This window comes from Paucibacter sp. JuS9, from assembly GCF_044043925.2.
GTDB lineage: Bacteria > Pseudomonadota > Gammaproteobacteria > Burkholderiales > Burkholderiaceae_C > JAUASW01.
In genome coordinates this window covers 3,252,416-3,267,689 of record NZ_CP194172.1, presented here as the reverse complement: position 1 = coordinate 3,267,689, position 15,274 = coordinate 3,252,416, and the positions used below count along the sequence as shown (strand labels likewise).

General features: G+C 64.3%; 15 protein-coding genes. 14 read left to right on the top strand and 1 reads right to left on the bottom strand.

The window, feature by feature from the left end; translation table 11 throughout:
• Positions 1-14 precede the first annotated feature (14 nt).
• From ABT392_RS14600 to ABT392_RS14535, 14 genes are all read left to right on the top strand, one after another.
• Positions 15-1,490, top strand: a complete 1,476-nt coding sequence (locus ABT392_RS14600; RefSeq protein WP_334278079.1) for a glutamate synthase subunit beta — start codon at positions 15-17, stop codon at positions 1,488-1,490.
• Positions 1,491-1,738: 248 nt separating this feature from the next.
• On the top strand, positions 1,739-2,203 hold the full coding sequence (locus ABT392_RS14595; RefSeq protein ID WP_334278078.1) for a type IV pilin protein: 465 nt from the start codon (positions 1,739-1,741) through the stop codon (positions 2,201-2,203).
• Positions 2,197-2,811 (top strand): GspH/FimT family pseudopilin, encoded by a 615-nt coding sequence (locus ABT392_RS14590; RefSeq protein ID WP_334278077.1) that lies wholly within the window; start codon positions 2,197-2,199, stop codon positions 2,809-2,811. The genes ABT392_RS14595 and ABT392_RS14590 overlap by 7 nt, the downstream gene beginning before the upstream one ends.
• Before the next feature lie 8 nt (positions 2,812-2,819).
• The gene (locus tag ABT392_RS14585) at positions 2,820-3,245 is read left to right on the top strand and encodes a type IV pilus modification PilV family protein (RefSeq protein ID WP_334278076.1); all 426 of its coding nucleotides are present in this window, start codon (positions 2,820-2,822) and stop codon (positions 3,243-3,245) included.
• On the top strand, positions 3,242-4,408 hold the full coding sequence (locus ABT392_RS14580) for a PilW family protein (RefSeq protein WP_395385468.1): 1,167 nt from the start codon (positions 3,242-3,244) through the stop codon (positions 4,406-4,408). The genes ABT392_RS14585 and ABT392_RS14580 overlap by 4 nt, the downstream gene beginning before the upstream one ends.
• Before the next feature lie 8 nt (positions 4,409-4,416).
• Complete coding sequence (locus tag ABT392_RS14575) at positions 4,417-5,106, top strand: pilus assembly PilX family protein (RefSeq protein WP_334278074.1); 690 nt, start codon at positions 4,417-4,419, stop codon at positions 5,104-5,106.
• 35 nt (positions 5,107-5,141) lie between these two features.
• Entirely contained in the window at positions 5,142-9,707 is a 4,566-nt protein-coding gene (locus ABT392_RS14570) for a PilC/PilY family type IV pilus protein (protein WP_334278073.1), read from the top strand.
• Positions 9,708-9,868: 161 nt separating this feature from the next.
• Complete coding sequence (locus tag ABT392_RS14565) at positions 9,869-10,318, top strand: hypothetical protein (RefSeq protein WP_395385469.1); 450 nt, start codon at positions 9,869-9,871, stop codon at positions 10,316-10,318.
• Positions 10,319-10,416: 98 nt separating this feature from the next.
• Positions 10,417-11,253 (top strand): ABC transporter ATP-binding protein, encoded by an 837-nt coding sequence (locus ABT392_RS14560; RefSeq protein WP_395385470.1) that lies wholly within the window; start codon positions 10,417-10,419, stop codon positions 11,251-11,253.
• The gene (mlaE, locus tag ABT392_RS14555; RefSeq protein WP_395385471.1) at positions 11,250-12,029 is read left to right on the top strand and encodes a lipid asymmetry maintenance ABC transporter permease subunit MlaE; all 780 of its coding nucleotides are present in this window, start codon (positions 11,250-11,252) and stop codon (positions 12,027-12,029) included. Before ABT392_RS14560 ends, mlaE begins: the two co-directional genes overlap by 4 nt.
• 14 nt (positions 12,030-12,043) lie before the next feature.
• Positions 12,044-12,535, top strand: a complete 492-nt coding sequence (gene mlaD / locus ABT392_RS14550; RefSeq protein ID WP_334278070.1) for an outer membrane lipid asymmetry maintenance protein MlaD — start codon at positions 12,044-12,046, stop codon at positions 12,533-12,535.
• Positions 12,532-13,344 carry an MlaA family lipoprotein gene (locus ABT392_RS14545; protein ID WP_334278069.1) on the top strand — a complete coding sequence of 271 codons (813 nt, stop codon included), beginning with the start codon at positions 12,532-12,534 and terminating at the stop codon, positions 13,342-13,344. Before mlaD ends, ABT392_RS14545 begins: the two co-directional genes overlap by 4 nt.
• Positions 13,345-13,412: 68 nt before the next feature.
• On the top strand, positions 13,413-14,042 hold the full coding sequence (locus ABT392_RS14540) for an MlaC/ttg2D family ABC transporter substrate-binding protein (protein ID WP_334278068.1): 630 nt from the start codon (positions 13,413-13,415) through the stop codon (positions 14,040-14,042).
• Positions 14,043-14,056: 14 nt separating this feature from the next.
• A complete protein-coding gene (locus ABT392_RS14535; RefSeq protein WP_334278067.1) occupies positions 14,057-14,374 on the top strand; it encodes an STAS domain-containing protein in 318 nt (105 codons plus the stop codon).
• On the opposite strand, the gene ABT392_RS14530 is transcribed toward ABT392_RS14535, so the two are convergent.
• Complete coding sequence (locus tag ABT392_RS14530; RefSeq protein ID WP_334278454.1) at positions 14,362-15,222, bottom strand: MurR/RpiR family transcriptional regulator; 861 nt, start codon at positions 15,220-15,222, stop codon at positions 14,362-14,364. The genes ABT392_RS14535 and ABT392_RS14530 overlap by 13 nt on opposite strands.
• Between the last annotated feature and the right edge of the window lie 52 nt (positions 15,223-15,274).

The window sequence follows — 15,274 nt, the reverse complement described above, 5'->3', positions numbered from 1 at the left end:
AGGAAGGAAGAATCATGGGAAAAGTCACCGGCTTCATGGAATACGAGCGCCTGGACGAGGGCTATGAGCCCGTCACCGCCCGGGTCAAGAACTACAAGGAATTCGTCATCGGCCTGAACACCGAGCAGGCGAAGGTGCAGGGCGCGCGCTGCATGGATTGCGGCACGCCGTTCTGCAACAACGGCTGCCCGGTCAACAACATCATTCCGGACTTCAACGACCTGGTCTACAAGGGCCGGACAGAAGACTGGAAGAGCGCCATCGCGGTCCTGCACTCGACCAACAACTTCCCCGAGTTCACCGGCCGCATCTGCCCCGCGCCCTGCGAGGCGGCCTGTACGCTGAACGTGAATGACGACGCGGTGGGCATCAAGTCCATCGAGCACGCCATCATCGACCGCGCCTGGGACGAGGGCTGGGTCAAGCCTCAGCTGCCCAAGCTCAAGACCGGCAAGACCGTGGCCGTGGTGGGCTCCGGCCCGGCCGGCATGGCGGCGGCTCAGCAGCTGGCGCGCGCCGGCCACAGCGTCACGCTGTTCGAGAAGAATGATCGCGTCGGCGGCCTGCTGCGCTACGGCATCCCCGACTTCAAGATGGAGAAGAGCCATATCGACCGCCGCGTCGAGCAGATGCAGGCCGAAGGCGTGACCATACGCACCGGTGTGCTGGTCGGCTCGCTGCCTGAAGGCTCCAAGGTCACCAACTGGGCCAAGGAGACTGTTTCAGCAGAGGAGCTGAAGGCCCAGTTCGACGCCGTGCTGCTGACCGGCGGCGCCGAAGCCTCGCGCGACCTGCCCGTGCCGGGCCGCGACCTGGCGGGCATCCATTTCGCCATGGAATTCCTGCCGCAGCAGAACAAGGTCAACGCAGGTGACAAGCTCAAAGGCCAGATCCGTGCGGACGGCAAGCACGTCATCGTCATCGGCGGCGGCGACACCGGCAGCGACTGCGTGGGCACCAGCAACCGCCATGGCGCCAAGAGCGTCACCCAGTTCGAGCTGATGCCGCAGCCGCCGGAAGAGGAAGACCGCCCGCTGACCTGGCCCTACTGGCCGATCAAGCTGCGCACCTCGTCCAGCCATGAAGAAGGCTGCGAGCGCGAGTTCGCCATCGCCACCAAGGAGTTCCTCGGCGAAAAGGGCCGGCTTACCGGCGTCAAGACGGTGCGCGTGGAATGGCAGGGCGGCAAGATGGTCGAGGTGCCAGGGTCCGAGCAGGTGCTGAAGGCCGACCTGGTCTTCCTGGCCATGGGCTTTGTGGCTCCGGTGGCGACCGTGCTGGAAGCCTTCGGCGTCAGCAAGGATGCCCGCGGCAACGCCAAGGCCTCCACCGACTTCACGGGCGGCTATGCCACCAATGTGGCCAAGGTGTTTGCCGCTGGCGACATGCGCCGGGGCCAGTCGCTGGTGGTCTGGGCGATCCGCGAAGGTCGCCAGGCGGCCCGTGCCGTGGACGAGTTCCTGATGGGCGAGAGCGCCTTGCCGCGCTGAAATCCGGCACCAGGAGCGCAGAGCCACCTTCGGGTGGCTCTTTTCATTTCAGGCTGTTGCGCTTGCTTACCTGGGCGAACCACTTGTCGGTCGGGCCCTAGCGCTCGTCGGCCCGGCTCATTAATTTGCCAACTTTTGCAGGACATTGGCGTGACAGGTGCCCACAATTGCGCCAAAGACCCATGCCAAAGGGAACACTACGGCCCCACGTCCGTTGATCCCAACGCACAGAAAGTACAGCCAAGATCATGAACAAGCTCCAGTTCTCCAGCCGCTCCACGCTTCAGCAAGGCTTTACCCTGGTGGAGCTGCTGATCGTCGTGGCCATCATCGGTATTCTTGCTGCGGTAGCGATACCCAGCTACAAGGACTATCTGCGCCGCAGCCAGCTGCCGGAGGCCACCTCAGCCCTGGCCACGCTGCGCATCAGGTTTGAGCAGTATTACCAGGACAACCGCAACTTCGGCACCACCAGCTGCACCAACGGCGCGGTGGCCCTCAGCGGTACGGCGCTGGGCGCCACCAAGTTCACCATCAGCTGCGAGCTCACCGACAGCGGCCAGGGCTATGCGCTCACGGCGACCGGCTCCTCTGGCCAGGCGGTCGGGCATGTCTTCACGCTCAACCAGAGCAACGCCCAGAGCACGACCAAGTTCAAGGGCGAGGATGTCAGCGGCAAGAGCTGCTGGCTGCTGAAAGGCGACGAATGCTGAGCCTCCAGCGTGAGCGCGGCTTTTCCATGGTCGAGATGATCGTGGTGATGGTCATCATCGGCGTCTTGCTGGCGGTGGCCATGCCCCAGGCCAGCGAATGGATGCGCAACCTCCGGGTCCGCAACGCTGCCGAGTCGATCAAGAGCGGCCTGGACCTGGCGCGCATGGAGGCGCTCAAGCGCAACAGCGTCGTGGGCTTCTGGCTGGTGGCTGACAGCACTTCCAAGGTGCCGACCGACTCCTGCGCCCTGTCGTCGAGCTCGCCGGCCTGGGTGGTCAGCGTTTCTGATCCCGAGGGCAAGTGCGGTACCGCGCCCTCGCTGACGACGGAGCCGCAATTGGTGCAACGATCCACGGCCTCGGAGAACGCGGACAACCTGACGGTCGAGGCGCTGTCATCCACCGGCGACGCTGCCACCCGCGTGATGTTCAATGGCCTGGGCCAGGTGCAGACAGTTGCTGGCACCAACAGCCTGCAGACGATAGACGTGAACGCGACCACCGGCACCACGCGGCGCCTGCGCATCGTGGTGGAAAGCGGCGGCGCAATCCGCACCTGTGATCGCGATGTCAGTGCGGGCGATGCCCGGGTCTGCCCCACTTTGTGAGGTTTCATATGCGAGCCCTCCAACACCCCCGCCTCCTGACACGCCGACGCCTGCGCGGCGTGGCCATGATCGAGGCCATGATCGCCATCCTGATCTTTGCCTTCGGCGTGCTCGGCCTGGTGGGCCTGCAAGCCGCCATGACGCAGGCGCAGACCACCGGCAAGATCCGCGCCGACGCGGCCAATCTGGCGGCCGATCTGTTTGCCATGGTTCAGACCGATCACGCCACCATGCTCAGCCAGTACAGCACCGCCAATTGCCCGGGCTATTCGCGCTGCAATGACTGGAAGGTCAAGGTGCAGTCGGTGCTGCCGGCCGCGGAAGTGGTCATGGTGGCCAATGAGGCAACGCGAACCGTCCAGGTGACGCTGAGCTGGCAGCAAGGCCAGGAATCGCGCAGCCAATATTCCTCCAGCATGATGTGGCAGCAATGATTCAGCTTTCAGAATTCCGCGTCCGCAGTGCCCAGGCTGGCTTCACGCTGGTGGAGCTGATGGTGGGTGTCGTGGTGGGCCTGCTGGCAACCCTGATGATCGCCAAGGTGCTCGGCTTCGCCGAAGGCCAGCGCCGCAGCGCCACCTCGGGTTCAGATTCGCAGGTCAACGGCGGCTTGGCCATTTACAGCCTGGATCGCCAGCTCAAGATGGCGGGCTACGGTGTCACGGTGGAGGGCGCCGCGCTGGGCTGCACGCTCACGGGCACCTTTGGCGGCGCAGCGCCAGCCACCCTGCCTGCGGTGCTCGCACCCGTGCTGATCACGGCGGGCGCCAGCGGGGCGCCAGATTCGATCCGCATGCTCTCCAGTACCAAGGCGAGCTTTGCAGTGCCGGCCAAGCTGACGGCACCGTTCTACGACCCCACAGATGTCGTGGGCGACAAGGCAAGACGCATCGCGCTGACCTCCTCGCTCGGCATGAGCCAGAACGACTTGATGGCCCTGGTGTACCAGGACACGGTGCCGGCCGGCCCGCAGCGGACCTGCCAGTTGTTCCAGATTTCAACGACGCCGGGCCTGAAGGAGATCACTCGCAACACCGCCGGGTCCTGGAATGCAGCAGGCTTTCCGGATGCCGTGGCCGCCGAGGGCGCTTTCCTCGTGAACCTCGGTGCGCTCAACGATGTGACGTTCTCGGTCACGTCGGATTTCCGCCTGCGCCAGACCATCCGTTCGGTGCGTGACCAGACCAGTACCGACCAGGACCTGCAGTCCAACATCGTCGGGCTCGTGGCCTATTACGGCAAGGACACGACCGGCGACGACGTGATCGACACCTTCGACAAGACCACGCCCACTACCAACGCGGGCTGGTTGCAGGTGCGCGCCATACGCATCGCTCTGCTGGCGCGCAGTGGCCAGTTCGAGAAGGAGGAGGTCACGACGGCCTCGCCGGCATGGGACGTGGGCACCTTCGCCAGCGTCAGCGGCAGCGCCACCTGTGGCAGCCGCAAGTGCGTCACGCTCAAGGCAGACGTGACCACGGACTGGAAACACTACCGCTACAAGGTGTTCGAGTTGCTGGTGCCACTGCGCAACCAGCTCTGGCGCGCGGACTTCGCACCGGCCGCCTCGGCGCCGTCAGCACCAGCTACTCCATGAGGCCCGACATGGCTCGCAGCAAATTCATGCATCCCGTGATGGCCGGCGCCCGGCGCGTGCAGCGAGGCATCTCGCTGGTGTTCGCGCTGATGGGTCTGGTGGTCCTGACGCTCGGCGCGGTGGCCCTGCTTCGCTCGATCGACACCGGCCTGATGGTGCTGGGAAATCTGGGTTTCAAGCAGGACACGCTGGCCGCTGCCTCGGTGGGCACCGAGAGTGCGATCAACTGGATCCAGGGCTCGACCATCGACACGCTGACGAAGACGCAGGCAGCGCTGGGCTATTCGGCTGTGGCCATGGCCAACCTTGAAGCGGCCGGTCCGCGTGCGGATGCGGACCCCACCAGCAAGGCCGTGCTGGTGGACTGGCTGGGCAATGACTGCAACGTCCCGGGGCTCAAGGGCCGCGAGGTCACGGTCTGCAACCTGCCGGGTTTCCTGCCCGATGTCGGCCAGAACAAGATCCGCTACTACATCACCCGGCTGTGCGCCAACGAAGGCCTGCCTGACTCGCTGAATGACTGCGTCAAGCCAGTGGTGCTTTCCACGACGGGCACGACCAGTCAGCGCGGCGCACTGGGCTACGGCTCAAGTGTCCGTTTCACCGACATCAGCCCGGGTACCTACTTCCGCATCATCACGCGGGTAGAAGGTGTGCGCGGCACGGTCAGCTATACCGAGACCCTGGTCCATTTCTGAGACCGGCAGAGCGTTTCCAGATTCGAGAGGCTGTCATGAACGCAAGCAAACATTCCTCCGCGCCGCGCCACATCCTGGCCCTCGCCCTTGGCATGCTGACCACGGCCCTGACGCCGGTTCAGGCCGGAATCACCGACATCGCCACGGCACCGCTGTTCACGACCAGCACAACCGTCGTGAAGCCCAATGTGATGTTCGTGCTGGACGACTCGGGCAGTATGGCCTGGGACTACATGCCCGACATCGCCCGCTTCGGCACCTCCGACTACAACTCGGTCTATGGGCGGCGCTCATCGCAGTGCAATGGCCTGGCCTTTGACCCGACCAAGGACTACGCATTGCCTTTGACTGCTGCCGGCGTGGAAGTGGCCAATGCCAGCCAGGACTTCCTCAGCGGCACCTACAACGACTCCGCCAGCTACCTGTCCACCGGCGATGTCAACAACACCTCGAACAAGAACCGCGTGACGGCCGTCGAGGGCGATGCCGCCGTGGTCGCTACCACCGTCAAGAGCGTTGGCAGCACCATCAATGTGACGGTGAACAGCAATACGGTGCTCTATTACTCGAGCAACGGCGGCATGATCGTCACACTGTTCGGCAGCACGGTGCCCGACTGGCGTGGTCGCTTCTCCTACCTCAGCAGCGCCTACATGATCGGCAAGGTCACGGGCTGGAACTCCGGCACCAAGGTGTTGACGGTCCAGGTGCTGCAAACGGTGGGCTCAGGATCGATCGACCGCCTGTACGTCGGCGTCGGCTCAGCCATCGACAACGTCTACTACAGCTACAGCGGCAGCCAGGCCAAACTGGACTACTCCTACACCAGCAGCGGCGTTGACACTACCAAGGGCACATACGGCGATTGCAGTGCGGCCATTGGCTCCGACGCTGGCAAGGGCGTCTTCACGGCCAACCTGGTGCTGCCCGGCTCGACCCATGCCCAGAAGTACGCCAACTGGTACTACTACTACAGCACACGCATGCGGATGATGAAGACCAGCCTGACCAAGGCCTTCTCGCCGCTGAACGACAGCTACCGCATTGGCTTCATGTCGATCAACGACAACACCGAGGAAGGCATCCTGAACATTCGCGACTTCGGCACGACTGGCTCCGGTGCGGAGGAGATCGACCAGAAGGCCTTGTTCTATGCGCGTGTCAATGGCGCCAAGCCGTCCAGCAGCACGCCCTTGCGCGCTGCGCTTTCCAAGGCCGGCCTGTACTTCGCCAAGAAGATCGACGGCCAGACCTATGACCCGGTGCAGTATTCCTGCCAGAAGAACTTCACCATCCTTTCGACCGACGGCTACTGGAACGGCGACGCCGGCTACAAGATCGACGGCACCACGGCCGTGGGCCAGCAGGACGGTGGTTCGGTCGCGCGCCCGATGTTCGACGGCGGCAATGCCATCGGCAAGACGGTCGAGACCTGGCGAGAGACCTCGACCCGCCTGCACACCGTGGAGACGCCGAAGACGAAGACGAGCTCGGTCACGGTGACGAAGAACGTGCCGACCACGACCTTCCTTACCAACACCTATTCCATCGGCACGCTCACGTCCAACTCGGGCCTGACGATTTCCAGCTTCACGCGCAGTTGCAGCGGCAGCTACAGCTGCACGGTCACCGTGCAGACCTCGAGCAGCCACGGGTTCTCGACGGGCGACAAGATCGCTGTCAGCGGGACCAGCAATGCTGCCTACCACGGCGTGTTCTCCATCACGAGGACTGGCAGCAAGAGCTTCACCTATGTGATCACAGGCACGGGCTCGGCGCCAGGCACGCCGACCTATGGCTCGGCCAAGCTTGCTGAAAGCCCGAGTGGCTGCCCGATAGGCCAGGGTGCGGTGACACGCACCGAGGGCACCTACACCACCGGTGTCCTGGACGTGAAGCGAACCGACACCAACTGGAGCTACAGCACGACAGTCGTCGAGAGCTGGGCGACCCCGACGGACTACACCCGCACGGTCACGACGGTGGACGGGGTGCTCAGCTCCGATGTCACGACGAACAGCGTCGGTTCCATCGTCAAGACTGCGGTTTCGACGACTTCCAGCGAACCCGTGTCTGCCCTGCAGCCCACCGTCAATGGCGCCGGTCATGGCAATGCATACACCACGGGCAATACCACCTTGGGTACCTATGCCATGGGCTGTGCTGCGACCAAGCCGTCCAACACCACGGTCACCACGACCCTGGCCGCAGAGACGTCGGCCACCACCAGCTCGCCAGGTACTTATGTGAACGGCACCAGTGTCACGACCGATGGCACTGCCACCAATGTCGTTGGCGAGAAGACCACCACGACCACGACCACGGCCTCCACCGGCGGCTCGATGGACAGCCTGGCCGATGTGGCCATGTACTACTACCAGACCGACCTGCGCGACAGCACGTTGAGCAATTGCACCGGATCGCTGGGCAACGCGGTGTGCGACAACAACGTCAAGGCCACGGGCGCCGACACCGCCCTGTGGCAGCACATGAGCACCTATACGCTGGGCTTGGGCCTGAGCGGCTTGCTGAAGTACCAGGCCGACTACGACACCGCAGACTCGGGCGACTTCAAGAAGATCAAGGGCGGCGACCTGAACTGGCCGGCGCCCTCCAGCGACGCCGTGGCGAATATCGATGACCTCTGGCATGCTGCGGTAAATGGCCGTGGCCGCTACTTCAGCGCCACGGACCCTGCCACCCTGTCTGCCAGCCTTTCCGCCGCGCTCAGTTCCATCACCGCCATGACCGGTTCTTCTTCGGCGGCTGCAACCAGCACGCTGCAGCCGGTGGAGGGCGACAACGGCGTCTTCATCGCGCAATTCCTGTCCTCGGAATGGACCGGCGACCTGAAGGCCTACAAGATGGACGTCAAGACCGGTGCGGTGTCCACGGCGAAGGCCGATGAGCAGTGGTCGGCCGGCGACCTGTTGGTGGCCGACACCGTGGACAAGAAGCGCAAGATCTACTACTTCAAGGGCGGCGCCGGCAATACAGGAACCTTGCGCGAATTCAACTACACCAACCTGTCGACCGACGGCATGAACAGCTATGTCGACGGTGCCTGCTCGAAGACCCCGGCCCTGACCCAATGCGCGAGTGCCGGCGCGACCTTGCTCGCCAGCCTCAACTCGGGCGAGAACATGGTGACCTTCCTGCGCGGCACGCCGCAGACCCAGTACCGCGTGCGCAGCAAGGTTCTGGGCGACATCGTCAATTCTTCGCCCATCTATGTGGCCCAGCCTGGCTTCTCGTACACGGAGAACGGCTATGCAACCTTCAAGTCCACCAATGCAGCGCGGGCCAAGACGCTCTATGTGGGCGCCAACGACGGCATGCTGCACGCCTTCAATGCCGTGGATGGCACGGAACGCTGGGCCTACATCCCGCGCCTGGTGATGAACAACCTGTACCGTCTTGGCGACTCCTTCTACGAGTCCAAGCACCTGTACTTCGTTGACGCAACGCCGGTCGTTGGCGACGTGTTCAATGGCACCGAGTGGCGGACCATTCTGGTGGGCGGCCTCAACTCCGGCGGCAAGGGCTACTACGCCCTGGACGTCACCGATCCGGCCAACCCGGTGGCGCTGTGGGAGTTCACCGACTCCCGCATGGGCTACACCTACGGCAACCCGATCATCACCAAGCGCAAGGGTGGCGCCTGGGTCGTGGCCTTCACCTCGGGCTACAACAATACCTCTGATGGCAAGGGCTACCTGTTCGTCGTCAATGCACTGACAGGCGCGCTGGAATCCGATGCCGGCGTCATCAGCACCGGTGAAGGCAGCGCAAGCGACCCCAGTGGCCTGGGCAAGCTCAATGCCTGGATCGCGGCAGACACCGACAACACGGCGCTGCGCTATTACGCCGGCGACCTGCTGGGCAATATCTGGCGCTTCGATATCGACGGCAATCTCGAGCCCAAGAAGGCCGCCATGAAGCTGGGCCAGGCGATCAAGTCGGGTGTGCCGCAGCCGATCACGACCGCGCCCCAGGTCGCGGAGATCGAGGCCAACGGCAGCAAGCATGCCGTGGTCTACATCGGCACCGGCCGTTACCTTGGCAAGACCGACGTGACCAATGCCGACGTGCAAAGCATCTATGCGGTCAAGGACAGTCTGAGTGCCACCGGCCTGGGTGACCTGCGCGCGGAGGATGCGAAGCTGGTCAAGCAGGTGATCGAGGACCCGGAAGCGAGCATTCGCAAGGTCAAGGAAGGCACGACGGTGGACTGGAGCACCAACAACGGCTGGTATCTGGACCTGCCCTCGACCCGCGAACGCGTCAACGTGGACATGCAACTGGCCTTCAGCATGCTGACAGTTGCCGGCAATATCCCGGGCAACACGGCAACGGACTGCGACAAGGCACAGGACGGTACCTCCTACATCTATCAGCTGAATGTGGTCAGCGGCCGTGGCACGGCCACCAAGCTGAGCTCGATGGTTGCAGGTCTGAGCACCGTGCAACTGGCCGATGGCACGGGCGTCACGGTCGTGACCAAGACCGATGCCTCGGCACCGGATCCGCTGACCGTGCCGCCGTCCTCGATGGCCAACGCCAAGGCCCGCCGCAGCTCGTGGCGCGAGTTGATCGATTGAGCGGAACGGGGTGGCGGTCCACCCCGCTGCTGGTCTGTACCGGGCTGGCGGTGGGGGGGCATCTGATGCTGGCCCTGCTGGGATGGCGGGGGCCGGCTTCGGCGCATTCGGGCCCATCGGTGGCCTTGAACGTGAGGATGTTGCAGGCCGCAGGCCCGCCAGTGTCTGCCGAGCTGGCATCGTCGATTGACGCTGCTGCGCAGGAATCCGAACAACGCAGCGGCGCCGTCTCGGCACAGCTGGCAGCGAGCCAGCCGGAAGCTGCCCCGGGGCCTCGGTTCGACGAGCGCGCCTATCTGAGCAGGCGCGAGTTGACGGTCGGCCCCGCGATGAAGGTCGAGGTACCGCTGGTCTGGCCGCCCGAAGGGGTGCTCGCGGGTCACTATGAAGATGTGGCCGTGCTGTTCATTGATGAATACGGCCAGGTCCAGCGAGTGTTCTTCGAAGGCAATGCCCTGCCTCAGCTGCTGCAGATCCAGGCGCAGGAGGCCTTCTTCGCATCCCGCTTCTCACCCGGCGAGCTGAATGGGCGCGCGAGCAAATCACGCATCCGCGTGCAGGTGGCCTTTGATTCGCCGGGGCATGTCCGACGGGGTGGGTCAGGACTGTGACAGTGGCCTCCGGCGGGTATCAGGTGTTTCCCCTATGATGGGCGCTTTCCGGCCGCGCACCCCCTGGGTGGGCGGCTTCGACCCAAGCCCCGAGGCACATGGCCCCAACCACTATTCAGTCCACCCGGTCCGACCTGCCGCTGATTGAGCTCCGCAATGTCACCTGCGGTTATGGTGGCCGGGTCATTCTCGAGAACGTCAACCTGGAAGTCCGGCGCGGTGAGGTGCTGGCACTGATTGGTACCTCCGGCGGTGGCAAGACCACCGTGCTGCGCCTGCTCGGCCGTCAGCTCCGCCCCTTGTCCGGCCAGGTGCTGTTCGATGGCCAGGACCTGGCGCCGCTGAACCTTGAGCAGCTCTATGCCGTGCGTCGCCGCATGGGCATGCTGTTCCAGTTCGGCGCCTTGTTCACCGACCTCTCGGTGTTCGAGAACGTGGCCTTTCCGCTGCGTGAGCACACCAGCTTGAGTGAAGTCATGATCCGCGACCTGGTGCTGATGAAGCTCAACGCGGTGGGCCTGCGCGGCTCCCGCGACCTGATGCCCTCAGAGATCTCGGGCGGCATGGCGCGGCGCGTGGCGCTGGCGCGTGCCATTGCGCTAGACCCTGACGTGGTGCTCTACGACGAGCCCTTCGCCGGCCTGGACCCGATTTCACTGGGCGTGGCCGCCCGGCTGATCCGCGACTTGAACGATGCGCTGGGCCTCACCAGCATCATCGTTTCGCACGACCTGCACGAGACCTTCGAGATCGCTGACCGCGTGGCCATGGTGGCCAACGGCCGCGTGGTCGCGCAGGGCACGCCGGACGAGCTTCGCAACAGCGAAGACCCGCTGGTCAAGCAGTTCGTGGGTGCTCATGCCGACGGCCCAGTGCGCTTCCATCAGCCGGCCGCACCGGTGGCTGTCGACTTCGGACTGGGAGTCGCCGCATGATGGCCTTCACTGCATCCATCGGCCTCGCGCTGCGCGAGAAGCTGGCCGGCATTGGCTGGGGCGCCCGGCTGTTCGCCCAGATCCTGGCCCGTTCGCTGCAGGCGCTGGCGCGCTTCTCGCTGATCCGCGAGCAGGTGTTCTTCCTGGGCAATCGCTCGTTGTCCATCATCGGCGTGTCGGGGCTCTTTGTCGGGTTCGTGCTGGCTCTGCAGGGTTACTACACCTTGCAGCGTTACGGCTCGGCCGAGGCGGTGGGCCTGCTGGTCGCATTGAGCCTGGTGCGTGAGCTGGGGCCAGTGGTCACGGCCTTGCTTTTCGCAGGCCGCGCTGGCACTTCGCTCACTGCTGAAATCGGCTTGATGAAAGCCGGCGAGCAGCTGACTGCAATGGAAATGATGGCGGTCGATCCACTGACCCGCGTGCTGTCGCCGCGCTTCTGGGGCGGCTTCATCGCGATGCCGCTGCTGGCGGCCGTGTTCTCGGCCGTTGGCGTGATCGGCGGCTGGCTGGTGGCCGTGCCGCTGATCGGCATCGATGGCGGTTCGTTCTGGTCGCAGATGCAGGGCGGGGTCGACGTGTTTGCCGATGTCGGCAACGGCGTGATCAAGAGCCTGGTCTTTGGTGTCACCGTGACCTTCGTCGCCCTGCAGCAGGGTTATGCATGCTCGCCCACTCCCGAAGGCGTGGCGCAGGCGACGACGCGCACGGTGGTGATTTCTTCTCTGGCGGTACTGGCATTCGATTTCATGCTCACCGCCATGATGTTCTCGATTTGAGGGAGTTCAAAACAATGCAAGCCTCTCGCCATGACGCCTGGGTTGGCCTGTTCGTGCTGATCGGCGGCGCCGCGCTGCTTTTCCTGGCACTGAAGGCCGGCAACCTGTTGAGCCTGAATTTCGACGAGACCTACCAGGTCTCGGCCAAGTTCGACAACATCGGCGGCCTGAAGGCGCGTGCGGCCGTGAAGAGCGCCGGCGTGGTGGTCGGCCGTGTCGAGGCCATCACTTTCGACGACAAGACCTTCCAGGCCAAGGTCACGCTGAACCTGCAAAAGAATGTGCAGTTCCCGACCGACAGCTCGGCCAAGATCCTGACCGCAGGCCTGCTGGGTGAGCAATACATCGGCCTCGAGCCCGGTGCCAGCGAAAAGAACCTGGCCGCCAACGACCAGATCAAGGCGACCCAATCGGCCGTGGTTCTGGAAACCTTGATCGGCCAGTTCCTCAACAGCAAGGCCGCTGACATGGGCGCCGCACCGGCGCCTGCAGGGGACAAGAAGTGACCCTCGCACTCCAACCCCGCTGGCGCGCGCTGGTATTTCTCCTGATGGCCGTGCTGCTGAGCGGCTGCGCCGTGCTGCGCGGCCCGAGCGCCGGCAAGAAGCTTGACCCCTTCGAGAACTGGAACCGCAAGGTCTTCAGCTTCAACGAAGCGCTGGACGAGAACATCCTGAAGCCTGTGGCGACCGGCTACAGCGAGATCGTGCCCCAGCCGATCCGCAAGTCGGTCGACAACTTCTTCTCCAACGTCGGTGACGGCTGGTCGGCCATCAACCTGTTCCTGCAAGGGCGCTTCAAGACCGGCATCCAGCAGACCATGCGCTTCGCGGTCAACACGACGCTGGGGCTCGGCGGCCTGCTGGACATCGGCAGCGAAGTGGGCCTGGAGCGCACGACCGAAGACCTGGGCAAGACCTTTGGCCGCTGGGGCTTTGGCACTGGTGCCTACATCGTCTGGCCGCTGTTCGGCCCCTCGTCGGTGCGCGACTCGCTCGCCATGCCCTGGGACCGCACGGCATCGCCCGCCCTGGCCTTCAATGATGGCCGCAGCAAGGTCTCGATCTATGTGTTGCAGACTGTCAATGCCCGCTCCAATTTCCTGCGGGCCGGGGAGATGCTCGACGGCATCGCACTGGACAAGTACACCTTCATCCGCGATGCCTACCTGACCCGCCGGGGCAGCATCTCGCATGATGACGATGATTTCGAGGTGCTCACGCCGGCATCGGCGGCGTCCGCAGCCTCTGCTGCCGAGACACCAGCTGTTGCACCTGCACCGGCGGCCTCGGCTGCTTCTGCTGCGAAGCTGTGAACCAACGCAAGCGGTGGCGCGTTGCCACCCTGACGCCTGAACGGCGTCAACGAGCAAAGGAAAAAGTAATGACGATCGCGACGATTTTGAAGAGCGGCCTGATCGGCCTGGCCGCCGTGGTGGCGCTGAATGTGCACGCTGCCGACAACAGCACACCGGACGGCCTGATCCGCCAGCTCTCGCTGGAAACAATCGAGACGATCAAGGGTGACAAGGCCATCCAGGGCGGCGACGTGGGCAAGATCGTGGCGCTGGTGGACAAGAGCATCATGCCGCACGTCAATTTCCAGCGCATCACTGCCACCGCCGTGGGCCGCTACTGGCGCCAGGCCACGCCCGAGCAGCAGAAGCGCCTGCAGGACGAGTTCAAGACCCTTCTGATGCGCACCTATGCCGGCGCGCTGACGCAGGTGAAAGACCAGAACATCGCCTTGAAGCCGCTGCGCGCTGCGGCCGAAGACACCGAGGTCGTGGTCAAGACCGAAGTGCGTGGCAAGGGCGACTCGATCCAGCTCGACTACCGCCTCGAGAAGACGGCAAACGGCTGGAAGATCTATGACGTCAATGTGCTGGGCATCTGGCTGGCCGATCAGTACAAGAGCAGCTTTGGCCAGGAGATCGGCGTCAATGGCATCGACGGCCTGATCAAGGCGCTGGCCGACAAGAACCAGAAGGCCGCCGCGCCCGCCAAGGGCTGAAGCGGGTGGCCGACATGTTGAAACTGCCTGAATCCGTTCGCATGGCCCAGTTGCCGGCGCTGTGGGAGCAGCTGCAGGCCAGCCTGCGCGCCGAAGCGGCGCAGGTCGGCAGCGCAGCGGGCCGGGTGGTCCAGCTCGATGCCGGTGATCTGCATGACTTCGATTCTGGCGCCCTGACCTTGCTGCTCAGCGCCGCCCGGTTGCTGGGTCAGCAGGGCCTGGAGCTGCAGCTGCGCCAGGTGCCGGCCAAGCTGAAGGAGCTGGCACGCGTCTATGGCGTGGACGAAGTGCTCTGGAGCGCCAACAACGGCGCCACCATTCAGGAAGCGTAACGCTTGCTGCGCAGGTTGCGCTTGATCTCCTGCAGCATGGGGCGCAGGTTCTGACCCAGTTGCAGAGCCACGCCAGTGGTCAGGATGTCGATGGCGATCAGGTGCAAGAGCCGCGAGACCATGGGGCTGTAGCGGTCGAAATCTTCTGGATGATCAACCGCCAGCAAGACCTGGCCCGGGCTTTGCGCCAGCGCCGCCAGCGGTGAGCCGCTGGCCGTGATGATGATGGTGGTCGCGCCTTTCTTGCGCGCGATCTCGGCAGCGTCCAGCAGGTCGCGGCTCCTTCCCGAATTGCTGATGATGACTGCGCAGTCGCCGGGCTTGAGCATGGTCGCGCTCATCAGTTGCACATGGCCGTCGCTGCAGGCGGCGGTGTTGACGCCCAGGCGGAAGAACTTGTGCTGCGCGTCCTGCGCCACGATGCCGGAATTGCCTACGCCGTAGAACTCGATGCGCTTGCCACTGCGGGCGGCTTCGGTCAGCGCCACGATGGCACGATCAAACGCATGGCTGGTCGCGTCATTGCGGTAGTGCAGCAAGGCGGCCACCGCGTTGTCCACCACCTTCACGATCAGGTCGCCGGGCTTGTCGTCTTCGTCCACCGAGCGGTGCACGAAGGGCACGCCTTCATTGACGCTGCCAGCCAGCTTCAGCTTGAAGTCGGCCAGGCCGTCATAGCCGACCGAGCGACAGAAGCGAACCACGGTGGGCTTGCTCACATGGGCGCGATCCGCAAGCTCACTCACAGGGAGGCTCGCGAAGGCACGCGCATCTGCGATCAGCAGTTTGGCCACGCGCTGTTCGGCGGGCGGAAGCGCCGGCAGCGCCGCCTTGATCCGCTCGACAATGCTCATGCCTGCCCCCCAGTTGTCTTGTCAGCCACCTGACCCCCCGAGGGGG